General features: G+C 53.8%; 16 protein-coding genes, 1 tRNA gene and 2 pseudogenes. 9 read left to right on the top strand and 10 right to left on the bottom strand.

Going from position 1 to position 21612, the window contains the following annotated elements:
• The first annotated feature begins 90 nt into the window (after positions 1–90).
• The 5 genes from LVD14_RS01205 (at position 91) to LVD14_RS01185 (ending at position 4033) form a co-directional block, all read left to right on the top strand.
• Positions 91–1569: a hypothetical protein gene (locus LVD14_RS01205; protein WP_237132202.1), complete on the top strand. Its 1479-nt coding sequence runs from the start codon at positions 91–93 to the stop codon at positions 1567–1569.
• Positions 1570–2101: 532 nt separating this feature from the next.
• A complete protein-coding gene (locus LVD14_RS01200; RefSeq protein ID WP_237132201.1) occupies positions 2102–2824 on the top strand; it encodes a hypothetical protein in 723 nt (240 codons plus the stop codon).
• Positions 2825–2859: 35 nt separating this feature from the next.
• On the top strand, positions 2860–3327 hold the full coding sequence (locus LVD14_RS01195; RefSeq protein ID WP_237132200.1) for a DUF5681 domain-containing protein: 468 nt from the start codon (positions 2860–2862) through the stop codon (positions 3325–3327).
• Positions 3324–3710: a hypothetical protein gene (locus tag LVD14_RS01190; protein ID WP_237132199.1), complete on the top strand. Its 387-nt coding sequence runs from the start codon at positions 3324–3326 to the stop codon at positions 3708–3710. Before LVD14_RS01195 ends, LVD14_RS01190 begins: the two co-directional genes overlap by 4 nt.
• 95 nt (positions 3711–3805) lie before the next feature.
• Positions 3806–4033, top strand: a complete 228-nt coding sequence (locus LVD14_RS01185; protein ID WP_237132198.1) for a hypothetical protein — start codon at positions 3806–3808, stop codon at positions 4031–4033.
• Between the two features lie 26 nt (positions 4034–4059).
• On the opposite strand, the gene LVD14_RS15610 is transcribed toward LVD14_RS01185, so the two are convergent.
• Positions 4060–4665 carry an HNH endonuclease gene (locus LVD14_RS15610; RefSeq protein ID WP_411268260.1) on the bottom strand — a complete coding sequence of 202 codons (606 nt, stop codon included), beginning with the start codon at positions 4663–4665 and terminating at the stop codon, positions 4060–4062.
• A 234-nt stretch (positions 4666–4899) separates the two neighbouring features.
• Here LVD14_RS15610 and LVD14_RS15605 point away from each other — a divergent pair, with 234 nt between their 5' ends.
• On the top strand, positions 4900–5829 hold the full coding sequence (locus LVD14_RS15605; protein ID WP_237132197.1) for a DNA (cytosine-5-)-methyltransferase: 930 nt from the start codon (positions 4900–4902) through the stop codon (positions 5827–5829).
• Positions 5830–5893: 64 nt separating this feature from the next.
• Here the strand turns inward: LVD14_RS15605 and LVD14_RS01175 are convergent.
• The 5 genes from LVD14_RS01175 to LVD14_RS01155 form a co-directional block, all read right to left on the bottom strand.
• Positions 5894–5970: transfer RNA gene (locus tag LVD14_RS01175), tRNA-Ile, on the bottom strand.
• A 217-nt stretch (positions 5971–6187) separates the two neighbouring features.
• Positions 6188–7627, bottom strand: coding sequence for a sodium:solute symporter family protein (locus tag LVD14_RS01170; RefSeq protein WP_237132196.1), 1440 nt, complete (start codon positions 7625–7627; stop codon positions 6188–6190).
• 157 nt (positions 7628–7784) lie between these two features.
• Positions 7785–9341 (bottom strand): alanine/glycine:cation symporter family protein, encoded by a 1557-nt coding sequence (locus LVD14_RS01165; RefSeq protein WP_237132195.1) that lies wholly within the window; start codon positions 9339–9341, stop codon positions 7785–7787.
• Between the two features lie 247 nt (positions 9342–9588).
• Positions 9589–11184 (bottom strand): isocitrate lyase, encoded by a 1596-nt coding sequence (locus LVD14_RS01160; protein WP_237132194.1) that lies wholly within the window; start codon positions 11182–11184, stop codon positions 9589–9591.
• Positions 11185–11242: 58 nt separating this feature from the next.
• A complete protein-coding gene (locus LVD14_RS01155) occupies positions 11243–13435 on the bottom strand; it encodes a malate synthase G (protein WP_237132193.1) in 2193 nt (730 codons plus the stop codon).
• A 190-nt stretch (positions 13436–13625) separates the two neighbouring features.
• Here LVD14_RS01155 and LVD14_RS01150 point away from each other — a divergent pair, with 190 nt between their 5' ends.
• The gene (locus LVD14_RS01150) at positions 13626–15194 is read left to right on the top strand and encodes a DUF3612 domain-containing protein (RefSeq protein WP_237132192.1); all 1569 of its coding nucleotides are present in this window, start codon (positions 13626–13628) and stop codon (positions 15192–15194) included.
• A 121-nt stretch (positions 15195–15315) separates the two neighbouring features.
• On the opposite strand, the gene rpoD is transcribed toward LVD14_RS01150, so the two are convergent.
• From rpoD to rpsU, 4 genes and pseudogenes are all read right to left on the bottom strand, one after another.
• Positions 15316–17193, bottom strand: a complete 1878-nt coding sequence (gene rpoD, locus LVD14_RS01145; protein ID WP_237132191.1) for an RNA polymerase sigma factor RpoD — start codon at positions 17191–17193, stop codon at positions 15316–15318.
• Positions 17194–17311: 118 nt separating this feature from the next.
• Positions 17312–19126: pseudogene (gene dnaG / locus LVD14_RS01140) on the bottom strand (DNA primase); the annotation flags it as partial.
• Between the two features lie 18 nt (positions 19127–19144).
• The gene (locus LVD14_RS01135) at positions 19145–19603 is read right to left on the bottom strand and encodes a GatB/YqeY domain-containing protein (RefSeq protein ID WP_237132189.1); all 459 of its coding nucleotides are present in this window, start codon (positions 19601–19603) and stop codon (positions 19145–19147) included.
• Positions 19604–19695: 92 nt separating this feature from the next.
• Complete coding sequence (gene rpsU / locus LVD14_RS01130) at positions 19696–19911, bottom strand: 30S ribosomal protein S21 (protein WP_058023391.1); 216 nt, start codon at positions 19909–19911, stop codon at positions 19696–19698.
• Between the two features lie 159 nt (positions 19912–20070).
• On the opposite strand from rpsU, the pseudogene tsaD reads away from it, so the two are divergent.
• Positions 20071–21096, top strand: a pseudogene (tsaD, locus tag LVD14_RS01125) (tRNA (adenosine(37)-N6)-threonylcarbamoyltransferase complex transferase subunit TsaD); the annotation flags it as partial.
• A 98-nt stretch (positions 21097–21194) separates the two neighbouring features.
• On the top strand, positions 21195–21557 hold the full coding sequence (gene folB, locus LVD14_RS01120) for a dihydroneopterin aldolase (protein ID WP_237132188.1): 363 nt from the start codon (positions 21195–21197) through the stop codon (positions 21555–21557).
• Positions 21558–21612 lie beyond the last annotated feature (55 nt).

Below are 21612 nucleotides of genomic sequence, written 5' to 3'. Positions count from 1 at the left end.
GCGCACAGGGTAGCCAATACCCTTATGGCGCCACGGTCGCGAAAGCGGCCCCAGCCAGCGGCAGCGCGACACAGTCGCGGGAGGTGCTGCATGGGTAAGCGTACTGATAACCCGAGCGCCGGTATCTTCTGGCAAGACAGCGGCGTAACAATCAACAGGGCTGCCTTTGAGGCAAAGTCGAAGGAAGTCGAACACAGGTATGAATCTCCCGTTATCGAGGATGCGCCCGCCACAGCGCCCGCACCAGAAGTCGCTCTCCAACTACCTCCGGGTAAAGCAGGGGAGATAGCTCAAGTCATTTACCACAGTGCTCCTCGACCCGTGTGGGAGGTGGCGATCGTGTCAGCGCTGGGACTGCTGGCCGGTGTCTGCGGTCGATCATGGCTCACTCCAACGGGAAGTGGCCTTAACGTCTATGTCGTGCTGCTGGCGAGGAGTGGTATTGGCAAGGAGACTATGGCAGAGGGCATTTCACTTTTTGTCAAAGGTGCCAACCGCTGGGAGTCCAATGTTGGAACCTTCTATGACTTTTCGGATTACGCATCAGGGCAGGCTCTGATAGGAGCGATTTCCCGCAGTCCATGTTTCACACATATTGCAAGTGAGTTCGGACGGAAACTAAAGCGGATGAGTAATCCGAAAGACTCTGCACTGCAAGAGCTACGGACGGTGATGACAAAGCTATACGCGAAATCCGGTCCGCAGTCCGTGGCTGGAGGCATTACCTATAGCGACGAGAAAAACAACAAACCGATATTGGGCGGCGCCGCATATAGCCTGATCGGTGACTCAACGCCAGGTACCTTCCACCAAGCGCTGACGGACGACATGATGGAGGACGGCTTTATGTCGCGTCTTACCGTCATTGAATATAACGGAGAGCGCCCCCGAGCCAACAAGAACCGGTTGACCTCTATCCCTGAACAGTCTGGGCAGTGGTTTGCAGGGCTGGCCACACAAGCCCGCACGCTGCGAGAGCGGGACGAATACCAAGCAGTCGACTCTGACGCCGCAGCGTGGGATATGTTGGATGCTTTCGACATTGAATGCGACGACGCTATCAACGCCACTGACGATGAAGCGCGTCGGCAGATGTGGAACCGCGCCCATTTGAAAGCACTACGGGTCGCTTCCCTTCTGGCGGTGGCTGACAACCATCTTCACCCCGTTATGACCACACTACACGCGACATGGGCCATCGATCTTGTCAGGCGTGACATCGCTGTTTTTACGAGACGGCTTGAAAGCGGGGACGTAGGCGAGGGCGACCAAGTGCGTGAATCCAAGATACTCACCATTATGAAAGACTATCTCAAAAAGCCACCTGCCATTGGCTACAAGACGTCTGAAGAGCTTCGAGTACGAGGCATCATCGAGCGTAGCTACTTGCAGAAACGTACAGCATCACTACCAGCATTCTCAGGACACCCGTTACGCGCAACTAAGGCTCTGGATCAGACATTGCAAAGCCTATGTCTAAGCGGCTATATCATGAAGTGTAAAAAGGAAAAGATGTTTGACGACTTTAAAGAACATGGTGAATGTTACCGAATCATGAAGATCCCATAGGGACTGATGACGTTTAGTCTTTCTAAAAAGTTAAACAGCTATCTAAACAAGTGATCGGCTACCAACTGCGGAAACGCTGGGCATTGCATTAAATTTTAGAAATTTAGAAATTTAAATAGGGTAATTGTTTTCAGTGTTTACTGGCCTCATTGCGGCTCTCTAAATCTTTAAATTTCTAAATAACTCAGCTTGGCTCGTAAATTCATGCCGCTACTGCTCGGGCGCGATAGCTGCAAGAAAATATTCGTGCTGGCTAGGGTATAGCGCTGTAGATTGCGCTGCACCAGCGGCGGCAGGGGCCACGTTCGCAGTGTAGCTGGTGCATTGGTGCTGGCGACACCGTATAGCGGCTCACGGCGTGGCTGCTTTCGCGCCGAAAATTGTGGTTATCAGGGATGGGTTCCAGAACAACTAACAGGTAGTTACTTGTTATTTGGTGGCAACAAATTGTTTTATTAGTAGAAGTTTTTGTTTTTGCCATATGCTGTAAGGGAAAAGTAATTAACGGTAAATTTTATCAGGAGATAACACAATGTCAGAAGTGGATATTCACGAACAGATCACGCCCGCGCTTCATCCTAAGAACGTCGAGAGTCTCGAAGGCTATGACGAGACAACTGCCCCCTACGTTGGGCCAGTTCAAACTGCATTTTCGGAAGCGTATGAGGGGATACATTCAATTCGTACGGCGAGGGAGTCAGCTCGGAAACACCCATCATGGAACGAAGCGGCGCAGATTATGCACACAGATACCCATGCTCAGAGGATACTATCGAAAGTGACCCGGCGCTTCGATAGTGTTAGAGCGAACCTGGAGAAAGCAGTGCAGGCAACTGAAGCTCAATTGTCCGGTCCGATTCAGCAGACTGGTAGTAGCAGCATTTCTCAGGAAATTCGCGCTCATGTAAAATCGCTGAGTTTGGATAACCGTACTAAATTTCTAGAGGAAGCGCAGCGCAATGGAGATGTGGTCACGCTGTCAGCAGTTCTCGCAGCGCCTTCCTATTTGTCCGGATTGAACGAAACCGAACGTCAATTGCGAGCCAAGATGTTCCACGAGGCACAGTCGCCCGAAGTTGCACGCAAGCTCAAAGTTATGAAGGCAGCCAAGTCTCTGATTGACACTCGTTCTGGCCTCGTTTTCAAAGAGGTAGAAAAGGCAATCGGCGTTCGTTCTGATGTAGTTCAGGCACTACGCCAAGCGAAGAACGATTCCGAAGCGGCATTCATTATCAACGGTGAGAAGAGCATTTGATAAAACCGTGATATATCAAAAAGAGGTAGCCACATATGGACGCATCCGCATCACCTGACTGGTTGGCGGTACACCAGCATGAGAAGAAACAACAGAAAGGTAATCCGAACTGGAAAAGAGGTATGAAAAGTCCCAACCCTTCCGGCAGACCTCGTGGTATTTCGAATGCACGGGCGAAGCTAAATCAAAGACTCCTGAGCGATACACAAGGCATCGTTGACAAAATGGTCGCGCAAGCGCTGGACGGCGATGCTCAATCCGCAAGCCTGATCCTTTCCCGAGTTATGCCTACATTGCGGGCGCAAGTGGAGCGTGTTGAGTTTGACTTTGACTCGTCCGCACCACTGGCCCAGCAAGTCCAGTCCGTATTGCAGGCTATAGCTGGTGGCGAGGTTTCCGCTGACATTGGGAAGCAGATCATCGAAGCCATTGGAGCGCTTGGTGCAATTAAACAGATTGACGAACTGGAAGATAGAATTTCACGATTGGAGGGGAAAACATGAGTATTATTCGAACAGGGCGTAACCACATTGCTGACATTAAACCGCTGACGGGTGACGTTGCCTTGCTGGTGCGTATAGGGAAGATGAAGTTTGTGTTCCCAATCCATCAGCATGATGAAGCGATTGAGTTTTGTAAATCTCTAACTGATGACATGGCTGCTCATACCGATGTAGTCCCCATTGATGCAGATGAGTTGCTAAGGGTAACGGGAACCACGAATACAGAAATCATGGCAAGCCTGTCAGAGGCGGACCGGGAAGACATACGGCAGGTTTGTATAGCCACCAGCCTAGACGTGATTCGTAATTGCAACGACCCTAAACTTCTTCGACAGGCCCGCACCATGTTAAGTCATATGGATGCTTGCGCAGCGGCCCACTGACCATGCGCCGGATACCAGCCACGCTCCTAAAGCGGTTGGAGCGGGTGGAACAGGCTCGGAGTAACACCCGGCCCCGCGCAGACTTTCTGCCGATCATGACAATTGAAGCATGGACGGCTGAGGCTGTGGTCAGTCAGATAAAGCTGCAGGAAGCAACCTGGGAGTTTATGGACAAGCCTGCTAATGACCTCTTCCCTACTCAGCAGGAGAATACCCAAGCGGAGCATGAACGGCTGTACCGTGACCACAAGAAGCAGCTAGATGTGGGTCAGCGTGACTACCTGAAGCACAAGCGAGAACAGGCCGAATCAACCACACGATAGTCAAGGACATTATATGCAATCTAGCGCTAAAGTCTGCTGAAGTGGTTGCGTAGAATCTCGTTCACCAGGTCTGATTGGTGCTGACCCTTACTGTCTGCAAGTCTTTTGATTTGGGCTTTATTGTTGTCATCAATAATGATTGACTTGTAAGTTTCAGGGAAAGCCCAAGAGCAAACGTAACAGTTAAGGTCGCAACCTTGGCAAGATGAGCTTTTCAAGTTGTTGCATTGTTCACATAGCGGCTGCCAATTGCTCTCTTCATTCCCGCCACCTCTCGATCTGGGAACTCTGTGGTCCGGACTCAATTTAACGTCAGGAGCTTGTTTGCCGCAGTGTAAGCATTTAAAGTTAGAGGCTTCTTGAATCTGTCTCCATAGGCTAGCTGAAGGCTTTTCCCTAGGTGTGCGCTTTGAACCCACTTCAAGTGATTGTAACTGGTATTTCGTTCCTTCCTTGACTATGCATGTGAAACCCTCTTCTCCTTGCAGCTCCCTGAGACGTCGGAACGGATCTATATAGGCTTCTTTACCTTCTTGCTCTCTCGCCTGGTCAATAACTGCTCTAACTTCCGACTGAGGGATGTGAGGGCCAGGGATTCCGCTTCCCTCGGGCCAAAGAAGCTCAAGAATCATCCTGTAGATTATCTTGTTTGATTGCCCGTGAGCCACAAAATTGGCATTAGCGTTGTCGAGCCATTGTTTCCTGCGATCTGCTGATATGTTTGCAGTTGTCGCTGGCGGTAAAAGGAACCCCTTGCTTGCCCTGCTTCGTGCTACCATACAAATCAAAATACTCGTTTGCTAGATGCTATAATGTCTTGAATAATAAGCCATCAGCAACTTATATGAAAGTAGTCGAATTAACCTATGAAATTTGCATCGTTCTTTGCAGGAATTGGAGGCTTTGATCTTGGTTTCCAGCAGGCTGGCCTGACTCCAGTCTTCCATTGTGAAATAGACCCGTACTGTCAACAGATTCTCAAACGGCATTGGCCGGAGGTACCTCTCCATGGCGACATCACTACCCTCGAAATCGACGCAATCCCGGAAGCAGATGTCTGGGCAGCGGGGTGGCCTTGTCAAGACCTCAGTCACGCCAATTCACAAAGAGAGGGACTCTCTGGGGCGCGATCTGGACTCTTTTACCGTATTACCGATCTTATTAGACAAGCTACGCCAAGATGGATTGTCCTTGAAAATGTCTCGGGACTACTCAGCGCCGACGGAGGGGAAGCCTTTGAGGCAGTTATCGACGAGCTCCAAAAGATCGGGTATATGGGGACCTGGTTTTCGTGCAACACTCTCAGCGCGGGTCTTCCCCACAACCGAGAGAGAATATTCTTTATCGGAAGTTATCAGTCGGAAAGTGCCTATAAGTTCTATCTTGACGGCGGCCAACTGCTTAGGAGTGATACGCCGAGAGCGTCGAGCGGGACGGGGCGGAAAACTCGATCCAATTTTCAGAAAGAGTTTATTTCAGACGCTCCGCTTTTGGTTCAACGTCGCGGAGGCTTCGGGTATACCAAGGCACGAAGCTATAGCCCCACGATACGCGCCCAAACTGGAAAGCATCAAGGAGGCCATACAGACCGACCAATACTATGTGGCCAGAAACTTGACATGGACAGAGTGCGAGAAACTGATGGGGTTCCCAGAGGGCTGGACGGTCGCCGAGGGAGATTCATTGGCAACGCAGTCTCGCCTCCCATAGCTAAGTTCATAGGTCAAATGGTCATGGCAATTGAATTCGGAGAAATAACTCTAGAGGAGGCCAGTTCTCAGCTTGCCTTGGTGTAAGTTCAGCTTGCTTTGGTGTAAGTATAGCCGAGAGCCTCAGGCCATGCGGCAAGAGGCTTTGAATTGGTGGGCCCACCTGGACTCGAACCAGGGACCAACGGATTATGAGTCCGCTGCTCTAACCAACTGAGCTATAGGCCCGATAAATGACTTTCTCTTACACCTGTACTTACTTGGCTGCGGCCTTCTGCATGTAAGGTATTGTACCCATTCTGCATTATTTCATCAGGCCGGCGTATTATGAGTCCGCTGCTCTAACCAACTGAGCTATAGGCCCGTTTTGAGCCCCCACGAGCGCGGGGGCGAAAACGAATGGCGGATTATAAAGGCCAAACCCGCAAGTTGCCAGTGATGGCGATTAACCCCGGGGCTCTGCCAGTCCGCGGTGATTGCCACGGTGTGGATTGGGGCGCGCCATTGAGCCGTAAATCATGCCGGCCAGGCTGAAGGCCAGACCCACAAATTGAGGCTCAAACGGAATTTCCGGGTACAGGATTTCCAGCAGCAGCCAGCTTCCCAGGCCAAGAACAATGGAAAGCGTGCAGCCAAAGTTGCTGGCGCGGCGCCAGAACAGGCCGGCTGTCAGCGGGATGAATACGCCGGCCAGCGTGATGCGGTAGGCGTTCTCGACCATTGCATGAATGTTGCCGTCCGAGGCTGCGGCATTGATGATCACCATGATAGTGAACACAAAAACTGTCAGTCGTGTGTAGAGCAGCAACTGTTTGTCCGTCATGTTCGGCATGAAGTTGCGAAGAATGTTTTCGGTAAAGGTAACCGAAGGGGCCAGCAATGTGCCGGATGCCGTGCTCATGATGACTGACAGCAGGGCGCCAAAGAAGACCACCTGCAGCCAGAAGGGCATGTGGGTGAACACAAAGCTCGGTAACACAAGTTGGGAGTCCTCAGCCATCAGGACCTCTGTTGCGGCTGGGTCGACCATGCTGGCGCTGTAGGCCAGCAGCAGGGGGATAGCTGCGAAGAAGAAATAAGCCACGCCGCCGAGAGTTGTACCCCAGACAGCCACGCGCTCATTCTTTGATGTATTCACGCGCTGAAAAACATCCTGCTGTGGAATGGATCCCAAGGCCAGGGTGAACAGCGCTGCAGTCCAACCCAGAATGTCGATCAGATCCATGGCCGGCAGCCACTCGAATTTGCCTTCGGCAGCAGCAGCGGCCACGACTTCTCCGACACCGCCGGCCATGTTGGTGGCGGAGCTGGTAACCAGCAGCAGGCCAGCAACAATCACCACCATCTGCACGGTGGTTGTCACGGCCACTGACCACATACCACCGACCAGTGTGTATATCATCACAACACCGGCGCCGATAACCATACCAGCCGTCATGCTTACCGAGCCTTCCGACAGGACGTTAAAGACCAGACCCAGTGCGGTGACCTGAGCAGATACCCAGCCCAGGTAGGAAAGCATGATGCAGGCGGACAGCACCATCTCGGTTTTTTTGTTGTAGCGATAGTAAAAGAAGTCACCCAGCGTCAGCAACTTCATACGGTAGAGCGGCAATGCAAACACCAGGCCGAACAGCACCAGACAGGCGGCAGCGCCGAGCGGGTCGGAAATCAGGCCTCGAAAGCCCTCGTCCAGAAAAGTCGCTGAGATGCCAAGTACAGTCTCGGCACCAAACCAGGTGGCGAAGACCATGGCAATGACCATGAACATCGGCAGGCTGCGGCCGGCGGTTATGAAGTCACTGGCCGAGTGAACTTTGCGCGCAGCGGCGACACCGATACCAATGGAAACAAGCAGATAAACTACAACCAGAGCTAGCAACATAGGCAACCTCGGGAAACAGGTTGTGGATACAAGGTCAGTTTAAAGGCGTTTGTGTGACCACCTGCCAGAGGTGCAGGCTCTGTTGCCGCCAAGCGCGCATAATAAAGAAAAATTCCAGAAAAAAAAGTATTTTTTAGCGGCAAAGCTGTCATATACGTCATTTTGGCAGGTGTTGTTGATTCTCCCTGGTCCAGTGCACCGTTTTGATGCCAATTTCCTCAGAAATGAACAGACCTCCACCTTTCTTGCGGTAGTGCTCCAGGGCGGCATAAACCATCGGCGCGCCGAGCATCAGAATTGGAATGTTCAAATACACCATAATGATGTTGGTCAGGTCGGTGATCGCCCAAAGATTGCCAAGATTCAACCCCGCCAGCATGGACAGTGCTCCGAACGGGACAAAGACCAGGGAGCCAGCGATACGAATTCCAGTTATGAAGTGTGGCGAGCGGGAAATAAAATTGGCTGATATTTCGGCGAATGAAATCATGCCAAGCAAGGTGGTGAAGGCAAACAGGCAATAACAGACGGCGAGGATAATGGTGACTGTGCCGGTAAGTGCGGCAGGCAGTAACGACTGCACTGATGCCAGATAGGTTCCGAAACGTGATGCACTCATCGCCTGCCAGGCGGCGCTATCGTCAGCACCGCTCCATACCTGAGCCAGTACGACGATGAAACCCGTCAGTGTGCAAATGACAATTGTGTCGAAGAATACACCCAGGCTTTGCACGAAGCCCTGTTCGCAGGGATGTTTATTGTCTGCGGCCGCAGCCGCCATGGTGATGGTGCCCTGGCCGGCTTCGTTGGACATCAGCCCGCGCCGCACGCCCTCGGCCAATGCGACTCCCATGGCGCCGCCAAACAGGGCGTCAGGCGCAAAAGCCCCTTTAACCACTGCCACAAAAAAGCCGGGTACCAATGGCGCATTGATCAGAATGATGAGCATTGAAATGCCACAGAAAATCACAGCCATCACCGGGACCAGCACGTTGGTGTAAGCCGTGACGCGACGAATGCCCCCCATGATCATCCAGGCGCAACTTAGGACCAGTAGTATCGCAATGCCATAATAAAGTGGTGACTGAGGGTTGGACTCCAGCCCGGTAGCCGTCGTTGCGATGGTGCTGACTGCAGAGAATACATTGAAGGTCTGGGCCGGGACGTTAAACAGCGCATAGGTAATAAAGACGACAGTTAACAGTATGCCTGCCGCGCGACTGTTGCCCAGGATATAACGGCCATAGAAGGGCAGGCCACCGACAAACTCATTATCCTTCCGTTCTTTAAAGAGCTGCGCCAGGACGGACTCCATAAAAGCGGTAGCCATACCAAACAGTGCTGCTACCCACATCCAGAACAAGGCGCCTGGTCCACCGACGGTGATGGCACCGGTGACTCCAACGATATTGCCGGGCCCGGCGCGCATGGCAAGGCCGAGTAGAAAAGACGCCAACGCGCTGATGCCAACATCGTGATCCTGCTTGCGCAGCATGATCGGAACGGCCTCTCGAAAGCTCAGTATCTGAACAATACCGGTGCGCCAGGTGAACCAGACGCCCATGCCCAATAGCAGCAGCACAGCAAACGACATTTGCCCCAGCAAAGGAATCTGGCTGTAGATGCTGAACTGAGTGGGGAACGCCCAGACGGCGTCGGAGATGGGGCCAATAAATGAGAAGAACTGGTTTATGCTTTCAAAGAGTCCCTGCACGTGGTCTGGCCCCGGATTTTGTTATTGGCTGTGGCCAGACTTTATCACCAATGTGCCGGTTCCCGTAAGGCCTGCGCGGTACAAGCTTGTGCCACGTAGAATGTTGAGCCAGTGCCCGACTAGCTCGAAGACGCAGCATTTGTTGGATCCAAAAAAATGGCCGCATCCATGCGGCCAGCCAGTGCGATTCAACTGGACAACCTTCCCTGGTCGAAACTCCTCCAGGCCTTGGAACAAGGCTCTGGAGTCAGGCGAACTGATTCATGGTGTTGTCCTTGCCGGATGCCTTAAGCGCATTGTCTCCAGCGAAGTACTCCTTGTGGTCGTCACCAATATTCGATCCGGCCATGTCCTGGTGCTTGACACAGGCCAGACTGCGGCGAATCTCCTGCCGCTGAACTTTCTCAACGTAGGCCAGCATGCCCTGTTCTCCAAAGTAGCCACGTGCCAGGTCATTGGTGGACAGAGCTGCGGTGTGATAGGTCGGTAATGTAATCAGGTGATGGAACACGCCTGCCTCGGCTGCGGCATCACGCTGAAATTGCTGTATCAATTGATCCGCCTGCTGTGCCAGATCGGTCTGATCATAGGTGTCTTCCATCAGGCGATCGCGCACATAAGCACTGGTGTCGCGTCCCTCTGCCTGCCAGGCGTCAAAGACCTGCTGGCGAAAGTTCAATGTCCAGTTGAACGATGGGCTATTGTTGTAAACAAGTTTCGCGGATGGCTCGATTTCCCGAATACGGGAGACCATGTTGGCGATCTGCTCCAGGTTGGGTTTCTCAGTTTCTATCCAGAGCAGGTCAGCGCCATGCTGTAGCGCGGTCACACAATCGAGTACTACACGATCTACGCCTGAACCGGGTTTAAACCGGACCAGACCATTCGGCATGCGCAGGGGCTTAATCACCTCAGCGCCCTGTCGCAGCGCCATCTCGCCGGCGGCCAGCTGCTCCAGTGATTCGATTGGCTCTCCATCAATAAAGGCGTTGTACTGATCAGCCAGATCACCGGGTGCTTTGGAGACGGGAATCTTCTGTGTCAGGCCAGCGCCGAGTGAGTCGGTTCGCGCCACGATGACGCCATCATCAACGCCGAGCTCAAGAAACGCATATCGCACTGCATTGATCTTGGCCAGGAAGTCCTCATGTGGAACAGTCACTTTGCCGTCCTGGTGACCACACTGTTTTGCATCCGAAACCTGGTTCTCAATCTGGATACAGCAGGCGCCGGCTTCAATCATGCGTTTAGCCAACAGATAAGTAGCTTCTTCATTGCCAAAGCCAGCGTCTATATCGGCGATGATGGGTACAACATGGGTCTGAAAGTTGTCGATCTTCCTTAAAGCCACGTGCTCGGCGACCTGGTCGCCGGATTCACGGGCGCTATCCAGCTCCTTGAACAGATGATTCAGTTCGCGGGCATCAGCCTGTTTCAGGAAGGTGTAAATTTCCTCAATCAGCGCGGGCACAGCTGTTTTTTCGTGCATCGACTGGTCCGGCAGGGGGCCGAACTGTGAACGCATTGCCGCGACCATCCACCCAGACAGGTAAAGGTAACGGCCACGTGTCGTGCCGAAATGCTGTTTGATGGCAATCATTTTCTGCTGTGCCACGAATCCATGCCAGCAGCCCAGAGACTGTGTGTACTGGGCTGGGTCCCGGTCATAGGCTGCCATGTCTTCGCGCATGATGTTCGCCGTGTAGCGGGCGATATCCACGCCGCTGCGAAACCGGTTCTGCAAACGCATGCGCGTGAGGTGCTCCGGGCTAATAGTGTTCCAACTGACCCCTTGCTGGCCGAGAATGTTATTGGACAGTTTCATTTCCTGCTGATAATTCATTGCTGGTCTCTCCGTGTGCAAATTCAATGCTTAAAGTGTTTATGGGTTTATTTTGGATCTATGCGCTACGCAGCTGCTGTTTGGCCAGCTTCCGGTAATGATGAAGAATGGGTTCGGTATACCCGCTGGGTTGATCGGTGCCTCGCATGATCAACTCGCGAGCGGCCTGAAAGGCGAGACTGTCCGCGGGGGCTGGCGTCATGGCACGATAGTCGGGGTCGCCATGGTTCTGCTGATCAACCAGCTCCGCCATCTCTTCCATGATGGATAAGACCTGATCCTGCGTGCACAGCCCATGCAATAGCCAGTTGGTAATATGCTGGCTGGAAATACGCAGAGTGGCTCTGTCTTCCATCAGGCCAACCTGATGAATATCCGGAACCTTGGAGCAGCCAATGCCCTGGTTTATCCACCGTACCACGTAGCCCAGAATGCCCTGGATGTTGTTCTGGAGCTGGCTGTGTATCTCTGTTGCGCTCAACTCGCGACTGATTCCAAGAAGCGGAGGCGTCAGAATATCGTCCAGTGAGGCGCGTGTTCGGGTCGTCAATTGATCTTGCATTGCGGCTACATCCACCTGGTGATAGTGCAATGCATGCAGCGTCGCGGCCGTGGGCGAGGGTACCCAGGCGGTGCTGGCGCCCGCGCGGGGATGGGCCTGCTTGCTGGCCAGCATCTCAGCCATGTTATCCGGTTTTGGCCACATGCCTTTGCCAATCTGACCACAGCGGTTCAGCCCGCTGGCCAGGCCAATATCTACATTGCGGTCCTCGTAGGCCTGAATGCAGCGGCTCGTTTTAATTTCATCCTTGGGCAATATGGCACCAGCCTGCATGCAGGTATGTATTTCATCACCGGTTCGGTCCAGAAAGCCCGTGTTGATGAAAACCACGCGATGTTTTGCCTGATCCAGGCACGATGCCAGATTGACGGTTGTACGTCGTTCCTCATCCATGATGCCGAGTTTGATGGTGTGGCGTGGCAATCGCAGCAGATCCTCAACCCGGCTCATCAACTGATCGGTAAACGCCACCTCCGCAGGTCCATGCAATTTGGGTTTGACGATATAAATGTTTCCGCACTGGGAGTTGCGTTTCTGATAAGGGCCACGGATATCAAGCGAGCCAATCAGGGCTGTGACAACCGCGTCGATGATGCCTTCCGGCACCTCGTTGCCAGCGCGATCACGAACAAGTTCGCTGCTCATCAGTAAGCCGACATTACGGATCAGCATCAATGAGCGACCGCGCAGTGTCTGTCTGGCACCATCGCGTGCGGTGATCACACGATCACAATTGAGCGTGCGTATATGACGGATGCCGTCTTTTTCAAAGCTTGCTGTCAAATCGCCGCGCATCAGGCCCAGCCAGTTGCGATACACGTCGATTTTATCTTCAGCATCAACGGCAGCAACGGAATCTTCGGCGTCCATGATGGTTGTCAGCGCCGACTCCAGCATGATGTCCTGAATGCCCGCCAGATCTTCCGCGCCAGGGCTTGTGCTGCGATCAATGCGAATTTCCACATGCAGACCGTGGTTGCGGAGAAAGACTGAACGCAGTGTTGTATCAGCGCCGATCGTGCCTACCCACTGCTCTGGGTGTTTTAAGTGTGTTATCCGGCAATGCTGCAGTTTAACGGCCAGTTCACCATCTTTGACCAGATATCTGGTGGCTTCGTGGTGCGAACCTTCCACCAGCGGGAAGGTCGCGTCCAGGAAATCCCTTGCCCGCTCAATGACAGCCGCGCCACGTAGAGGATTGTAGTTTTTGCCAGGCTCAAGATCGCCCGACAAATCAATGGCGTCAGATCCGTACAAGGCATCATAGAGACTGCCCCAGCGCGCATTGGCGGCGTTAATCGCGAAACGGGCGTTCTTCAGCGGGACTACCAGTTGCGGTCCGGCAATCTCGGCGACCTCTTCGTCCACGGGTGTTGGGCAGACTCTGAGTTTTGCAGGTTCAGCCTGCAGGTAGCCAATGGCGCTCAGAAAGTTTCGGTACGCTGCTGCATCGTGTGTTTGATGGCGGTGATGTTTATGCCAGTCGTCAATCTGTCGCTGCAGTCGATCGCGTTCAGCCAACAGTTCCTGGTTCTTTGGCGACAGCTCTTCAATTAGCGCCTGAAACTCCTGCCAGAACGCCTCTGGCTGGAGCCCCGTCAGCGGCAGAACTTCGTCTGTCAGAAAGGTTTTGAATGCCGGATCGATCGCGCTGAAATCCTGGTCCGCTTGTCTCAATGCATTTTCCATGAGTCATCTCCTGCTTGTGTGGAACGGCAGGTAGTGTATAAAATCATTTAATGGAATTTCACAATTAAAATTTCACATTGTGAATTTCACAAATCGGCGAATTTTACAGGCCTCAGAAACAGGCTGTTTAAAGTTTGAATTCAGGAGTTTGCAGCACCGTCATGCCTGATTTGCAGGCAGGGAGACGCTCATGGTTACTGGTCAGACACTTACCCGGCGCTCGCATTTTCTGGGCACCAAGATCCGCAATCTGCGTAAACGCAACCGACTGACCATGGAGGATCTGTCAGCACGTTGTGTCAAGGTGGATCCTGAACTGGCACCTTCAGTGTCCTATCTGTCGATGATCGAAAGGGGGAAGCGGGTTCCAGCCAGAGATACACTGGCTGTGATTGCCGCGGTGTTCCAGAAGGATCCGCAGTGGTTTATGGATGACGCAGAGGCCGAACAGGAGATAAGGCCCGACAAGTCAGGCCGGGGTGGTATTGCCGGTATTGCTCTGGAGCCAGGGTTTCTGTTCTCGCAGGAAATACTTCAGATCGCAATACCCGAGATGCTTGCGCAGACCGGCACCAGTGGCCGACAGCTTGCGCATCTGCTGATAAGAGCGCATCAGGAACATCACCGCAATCATTTTCCGGATATTGAACGTGCCGCCGAAGAAGTAGGGGGCAAGCAGCTGCCCATTCACGTCGACGATATGCTGGCAATCATTCGCAAAACAGGAGTCAAAATAAAATGGTTCTCCCGAGCGCCCAAGGAAGTGAAAGATGAGGCTGGAGTAAAATCTTTAGGAACGGTGCGTTCTTTCTTTGATCCTCCGGGAACCCTGTATCTGAATGAAATGCTAAAAAAGCAGACTGGAAGATTAAAGTATGACCTGGCGCTACATATTGGCCATTTTACATTGCACAATAAGGATGGTTTAAAAAGTGTGCTGCTGGCGGGTAGAAGCCAGAGCAACAACAGTTCTGGACGGCAGACAGGTTCGGAGCTGGATGCACAGGATATTCTTAATGCCTGGCGGGATTTTGAGTGCAGTTTTTTCGCTGGTGCACTGTTGTGCCCTAAAGTGCCATTTCGGCAGTTGCTGGACAGAAACAGCTATGAGGTCAGTGTCCACAAACAGCTTGATGTGTCACCTTCAGTTGTCATGCGGCGAATGACGGCAGTCTCACCGTATCCTCACTGGCACTACTTTGATGCTTATGCGCCGGGTACCCTGAAGGCGGTTTATCGCGGCAACGGCATTCCGCTGCCGTGGGGGAATATGCGTCAGGTGGAAGACCCCTGTCAGCACTGGTCGGTGTTCAGAATGCTGGCGGATAGTCAGAGAGGTGCCTCTGCACAGATATCAGTCCTGGACACACGCGACGGTCCGCGGATCTACTGCTGCGAGTCGGTGCCGGACCGGGATATGGCGGACAATCCTCATGTGCTGTGTGCTGGTATTGACCTCAATCCGGCTCTGGATGCCGCGGGAAGCCCTGCCCGCGAGGTAGCTCAGGAACTCAAGGATGCATGTGCACAGGGTGGCGGCGACAGTGGTGTTCCCGCCAATGTGCGGCGCGCCATATTGAGCGCCGGGCGAATACTCAATATTGCCTGGGTTGAGCGGGGGCTGGCCAACCCTGCCAGGTTGATATGCTCTCGAGGGTCAATGTGCCCACGTATTCCAAGCTGCTATCCGGCAGCAGAGTCAGCTGACACGATGACGGTCATGGAGCGTATGCAGCAGGAAATTCGCGAGGAGACCTAGTTGTTAGTAATTTTGAGATTTTCGGGAAGGGCTGAATGAGTGTCGCAGAGAGGGAGCATGCGGTAATACTGTCTGGGGTGAGCAAAGCCGGGGACGGAGTGACACTCCGTCCCCGCTGATATTACTCGTCGAGGAAGCTGCGCAGATGATCCGAACGTGTCGGGTGACGCAGCTTGCGCAGCGCCTTGGCTTCGATCTGACGGATGCGCTCACGGGTGACGTCGAACTGTTTGCCGACTTCTTCCAGAGTGTGGTCGGTATTCATATCAATACCAAAACGCATACGCAGCACTTTGGCTTCACGCGCGGTCAGGCTATTCAGCACTTCCCGAGTGGCTTCTCGCAGGCCTTCCTCAATGGAGGAGTCAACCGGTGACTCGACAGTAGAGTCTTCGATGAAATCGCCAAGATGCGAATCTTCATCGTCACCGATTGGTGTTTCCATGGAGATGGGCTCTTTGGCGATTTTCAGCACACGACGTACTTTATCTTCAGTCATGTCCATACGCTCACCCAGTTCTTCCGGGGTAGGCTCGCGGCCTTTCTCATGGACCATCTGACGGCTGATACGGTTCAGCTTGTTGATCGTTTCGATCATGTGTACCGGGATACGGATGGTACGTGCCTGGTCTGCAATTGAACGGGTTATGGCCTGACGGATCCACCATGTCGCATAGGTCGAGAACTTGTAGCCGCGACGGTATTCGAATTTGTCCACGGCCTTCATCAGGCCGATGTTGCCTTCCTGAATCAGGTCAAGGAACTGCAGTCCGCGGTTGGTATATTTCTTGGCAATCGAGATAACCAGACGCAGGTTGGCTTCCACCATCTCTTTCTTGGCGCGACGAGACTTGGCTTCGCCGATGGACATGCCGCGGTTGATTTCCTTGATCTCGGCGACGGTCAGGCCGCTTTCCTCTTCCATGGTCTGCAGCTTGCGCTGGGCGCGCACAACTTCTTCAGCCACATCCTGCAATCGTTCAGCCCAGGCTTCTTTGTTTTTGGCAAACTGCTTGATCCACTTTTCGTCAACTTCCGAGCCGGGGAATGTCGTGACAAAAGTCTTGCGTGGCATGCCGGCATTACGAATGCACAGCGTCATGATGGCGCGTTCGTGGCGACGCACACGGAACAGCGCGACGCGAGCCTGGTTGACCAGGTGATCAAACAGCTTCGGTGTCAGTTTGAATGTTTTAAACATGTCGCCCAGCTTGTCCAGCTCGGCGACAGATTTCTTGTGTCCACGGCCGTGTTTTTTCAGCGCTGCTTCGGTGACCGCATACTGTGCACGCAGTTCTTCAAAACGCAGACGTGCCTCTTCTGGATCCGGTCCCGAGGTGGTTTCTTCATCATCCGTAACGGCGCTGACAGAATCGTCATCGTCGTCACTGTCGGAGTTGCTGCTGTCGTCATCAGACGATGTATCATCACTGCTGTCTGCAGCGGTCGCCGCCGGTACCGTGTCATCATCAACTTCCAGGTATCCGGTAATAATGTCAGTCAGGCGACGCTCTTCGGTGGCCACCAGGTCGTATTCAGCGAGAACGTGATCAATGGTGCCGGGGAAGCTGGCCATTGATTTCATCAGCTCGCGCAGACCTTCTTCGATTCGCTTGGCGATGACGATTTCGCCTTCGCGGGTGAGCAGTTCAACCGTGCCCATCTCGCGCATGTACATACGAACCGGATCGGTCGTGCGACCGGCTTCGTTTTCCACAGCCGCAAGTGCTGCCGCGGCCTCGGCGGCGGCCAGCTCGTCTGTGCCACTGTCATCATCACCATCGTTGAGCAGCAGGGCATCGGCGTCAGGTGCTGTTTCAAACACCTTGATGCCCATGTCGTTGATCATCTGGATGATGTCTTCCACCTGATCCGGATCCGAAATAGTATCCGGCAGGTGGTCGTTGACCTCAGCATAGGTCAGATAACTCTGTTCCTTGCCTTTGGCGATAAGGGCTTTTAAGCCGGATTGAGTGGCATTCGGACGCGAATCAGACATAGCTTCCCATTCGGTTAGACAGGTGACATTGTGGAAATAAAAATCAGCCGGGCATTATAGCCGTTGAGGCTACTCTATACCAGACAGAAATTTAGTCCATTGGTTCGTTTTTAGCAGACCGCGACAGCGGTTTTAATCGTTCAAGCAGCTGTCGGCGCATGGCCTGTTTCTCTGCTTCGTGCTGTAATGACTTGATAATAAAAGAAAACTCGTGTGACCTGCCGGCCTCGGGAGTGATCTTTTCATTTTTGAGCAACTGCGTCAGGCGATTTCCCTGCGGGGTGCCATAACAGTGTCCCAGCAGCGCATACGTACCTGTATTGGGGTGGCTGCGCGCAAATTCAAGTAACTCCAGCAATAAACTTGTGTCCGGGTCATCCAGTAGACGAAGCTGCTCGACATTTATTTCAGTTGACTGCGCAAGATCCGGCTGGTGCAACAATAGTTCGAGTGCGGCCAGTGCGGCCGGTTTCTGCACGCGTTGTTTTGGTCTGGTGTTGAGGACAGGTTCCGCAGCTGACTGCCTGCCTGGGCCTGGCGGCGAGTCCGGCCATTCCGGCGGAGCTGGCGGTTCGGGAGAACTAGTCGGCTCTGGTTGTGAAGGCGTGTTGTTCAGCAGCTCATTGATGGTTTCACGCTGGCTCTGCGTCTGCCGTGCCAGTTCATCCAGCATCAACTGCTGAAACAGGCCGCGCGGCAGCTGCTTGATCAGGGGAATCGCCTGGCTGAACAGCTTGGCGCGTCCGTCCATGCTGGTCGCATCCAGCTCTTCCAGCAGGTGTTCGAAGAAGTAGTCGGAGAGTGAGCGGGCCTTGTCCAGTCGTGCCAGAAAGCCTTTGGAGCCCTCTTTGCGGACCAGCGTGTCCGGGTCTTCGCCTTCTGGCAGAAACAGAAAGCGAATCTGGCGTCCGTCTTCCATCAATGGAAGGGAGGCGGCAAGTGCTCTCCATGCGGCTGCACGGCCTGCGTCATCGCCATCAAAACAGAAAACGACCTCTGGCACCAGGCGGAACAAACGGGTCAGATGCGTGGCATTGGTCGCGGTGCCGAGTGTCGCAACGGCAAAGTCGATGCCGTGCTGAGCGAGCGCCACTACATCCATATAACCTTCAACGATAAGAAAGCGCTCTGGTTTGCGAGACGCCTGACGGGATTCATAAAGCCCATACAGTTCCCGACCCTTGTGGTAGATCGGCGTTTCCGGGGAGTTAAGGTATTTGGGTTTGTCATCACCCAGTACCCGACCGCCGAATCCAATCACGCGGCCGCGCGCATCCCGTATCGGAAACATGATGCGATCACGAAAGCGGTCGTAGTGACTGTCGGTATCGCTTTTGCGCTTGGCGGTTTCGCGGGCGATCACCAGGCCGGCTTTTTCCATGGTGGCCCGATCAATGCGGTACTTCTGTTCGAGTTCCTGCAACAGGTTTTCCCAGCCGGGCGGGGCCAGGCCGATACCAAAATGCTTGGCTATCTGGCCGGTCAGTCCACGGGACTTCAGGTAGGACACTGCGCGCTGCCGTGATGGATGGTGCCGCAGCTGCTGCTGGTAGTACTGGTTTGCCTGTTCCAGGGCAGCGACTAAGGCGTCATGTTCGCTCTTGCGGCGGGCATCCTGCTGGCCGGATCCCTGCTCGCGGGGAACAGTCAGGCCCAGGTCATTCGCAAGCGTCTCGACCGCCTCCGGGAAATCCTTGTGATCAAAGTCCATCACAAAGCCCAGCGCGTTGCCGCCCGCGCCGCAGCCAAAGCAGTAATAGAACTGTTTGTCAGGCTCAACGCTGAACGACGGAGTTTTTTCCTGATGGAATGGGCAGCAGGCGGAGTAGTTCTTGCCGGTCTTGCGCAGTTTGACGCGCTTGTCGATGACCTCAACGATATCGACCCGGCTGAGCAGGTCGTCGATGAAGTGTTGGGGAATCAGACCAGCCATGTCAGCCCCCGGAGATGATCAAGCGTTGGAGAGTCTGCTTTTGATGGTCTGGCTGATGGCGGCCATGTCGGCGCGGCCTGCAACCTGGGGTTTAACGGCGGCCATTACTTTGCCCATGTCCTGCATGGTTTTGGCGTCAGTGTCGGCCATAGCCTGGGTGATGATGGCGTCAACTTCCTGCTTGCTCAGCGCTGCCGGCATGAAAGTCTGCAGTACATCGATCTCAGCCTGCTCGGTGTCGGCCAGATCAGTGCGGCCTGCGGCTTCATACTGACGGATGGACTCTTTGCGCTGCTTGATCATTTTTTCCAGCAATGAAAGCACGCGAGCATCGTCTGGCTCGATACGCTCGTCAACCTCTACTTTCTTTACCTCAGCCAGTGCCAGGCGGATGGTGCCCAGGCGGGCTTTGTCCTTGGCGCGCATGGCGTCTTTCATCGCTTCTGTAAGCTGATTTTTCAACGCACAATCGGCCATGACAGATTCCGGTATCGAAGTAGGGGTCTACAGGTTATAGCAAAGCTGTGGCGGCTAGGCCAGATATTGATCAGTCCGGGGACTGATCAATATCAGTACAGGCGCTTGGTGCGCTTGTTGTCGCGAGACAGCTTCTTCAGGTGACGCTTCACGGCTGCAGCGGCTTTGCGCTTACGGGCAGCTGTGGGCTTCTCGTAGAATTCTTTGCGGCGTACTTCAGCCAGGACACCTGCTTTCTCACAGGAGCGCTTGAAGCGACGCAGAGCCACATCAAACGGCTCGTTTTCTTTCAGTTTTACCATTGGCATAGTGTACAGACACCTTTCCATTCAATTCAAAGGGGCGCATATGTTAATGCGAGTTGTCGGCAAATGCAAAAGTTATCTGCATCCAGGCGGGCGCCGGCTGGCTAAACCGCCGAGGCTGCCGTATTATTCACGTCTTTTTCGATAAATCAATGGGTTTTTATGCGAATACTGGGTCTTGAGACCTCCTGCGATGAAACAGGTGTCGCAATCTACGACAGCGAGCAGGGCCTGCTGGGTGATGCACTTTACAGCCAGGTAGACATGCATGCGCGCTACGGCGGCGTTATTCCAGAGCTTGCTTCTCGCGACCACATCCGCAAAACACTGCCAATGATCCGGCAGCTGTTGGACGAGAAAGACATCGCCGTTTCTTCCATTGACGGCATTGCCTATACATCCGGACCTGGCCTGATTGGCGCTTTGCTGGTTGGAGCGGCGCTGGGGCGTTCACTGGCGATGGCGTGGAATGTGCCTGCGGTTGGAGTGCATCACATGGAAGGACACCTGCTTGCGCCAATGCTTGAGGAAGATCCACCGCAGTTCCCATTCGTGGCATTGCTGGTATCTGGCGGTCATACCCAGTTGGTGGCAGTGCAGGGAATCGGTCAATACACATTGCTGGGTGAATCGCTGGACGACGCAGCTGGTGAAGCTTTTGACAAGGTCGCTAAAATGCTGGGGCTGGCGTATCCAGGTGGTCCCCGCGTGGCGGCACTTGCCCAGAAAGGTCAGGCTGGGCGATTCAAGTTTCCAAGACCCATGACCAATCGCCCGGGACTGGATTTCAGTTTCAGCGGACTGAAGACCTTTGTTCGCAACACACTTGAATCGTTGGCGGATGCGCCTGGCGGGCTGACGGAACAGGATCGTGCTGATGTAGCGTTGGCCTTTGAGGAGGCGGTTGTGCAGACACTGGTCATCAAGTGTCGCAGAGCCCTTGAGCACACAGGCATGAAGTCCCTGATCATCGCTGGCGGTGTCAGTGCCAACATACGTCTGCGCGCAGGTCTGCAAAAGATGGTTGAATCCCAGCGCAGCAAGCTGTTCTATGCCAAACCAAGATTCTGTACTGACAATGGCGCCATGATTGCCTATGCTGGCTGTCAGCGGCTGATGGCCGGGCAGCGCGAGGGGCTCGCCATCAGGGCGCGGGCACGCTGGCCAATGAGCGCATTGCCGCCTCTGTCGGCATTCAACAGGCTGGTTGATCCAGCATCCGGGCTGTCTGTACCTGTAAATGCTGATCAGCAGCCAAGTAGCAGCCGCAATGCGAGGGCGGAATAGTGGATATCGTTTATATAAGAGAGCTTGAAATACAGACCGTCATCGGCATCTACGACTGGGAACGCAAGATTCGTCAAACAGTCAGCCTGGACCTGGACATGGCCACCGATATCAGGGCAGCCGCCAGTACCGAGGATATCAGTAACACGCTGGATTATAAGGCTGTCTCTAAACGGCTGATCGCGTACATTGGAGAAGCCGAGTTTTTGTTGATTGAGACAATGGCAGAGCGGGTGGCTGAGCTGGTGCTTGCAGAGTTTCCAGTGAACTGGCTGCGGCTGCGAGTGGGCAAACCAGGCGCGGTCACCGGAGCGCGGGATGTGGGTGTGATCATAGAGCGGGGCGAACGGCCGCAGGCCTGATTCCTGTCACAATGTATGGGAGCTGACGATACGGGGCGTCCATATCAGTCAGAAA

Origin of the sequence: Pseudohongiella sp. O18, assembly GCF_021729085.1 — a bacterium.
GTDB lineage: Bacteria > Pseudomonadota > Gammaproteobacteria > Pseudomonadales > Pseudohongiellaceae > Pseudohongiella.
This window is presented reverse-complemented; position numbering and strand designations above follow the sequence as displayed.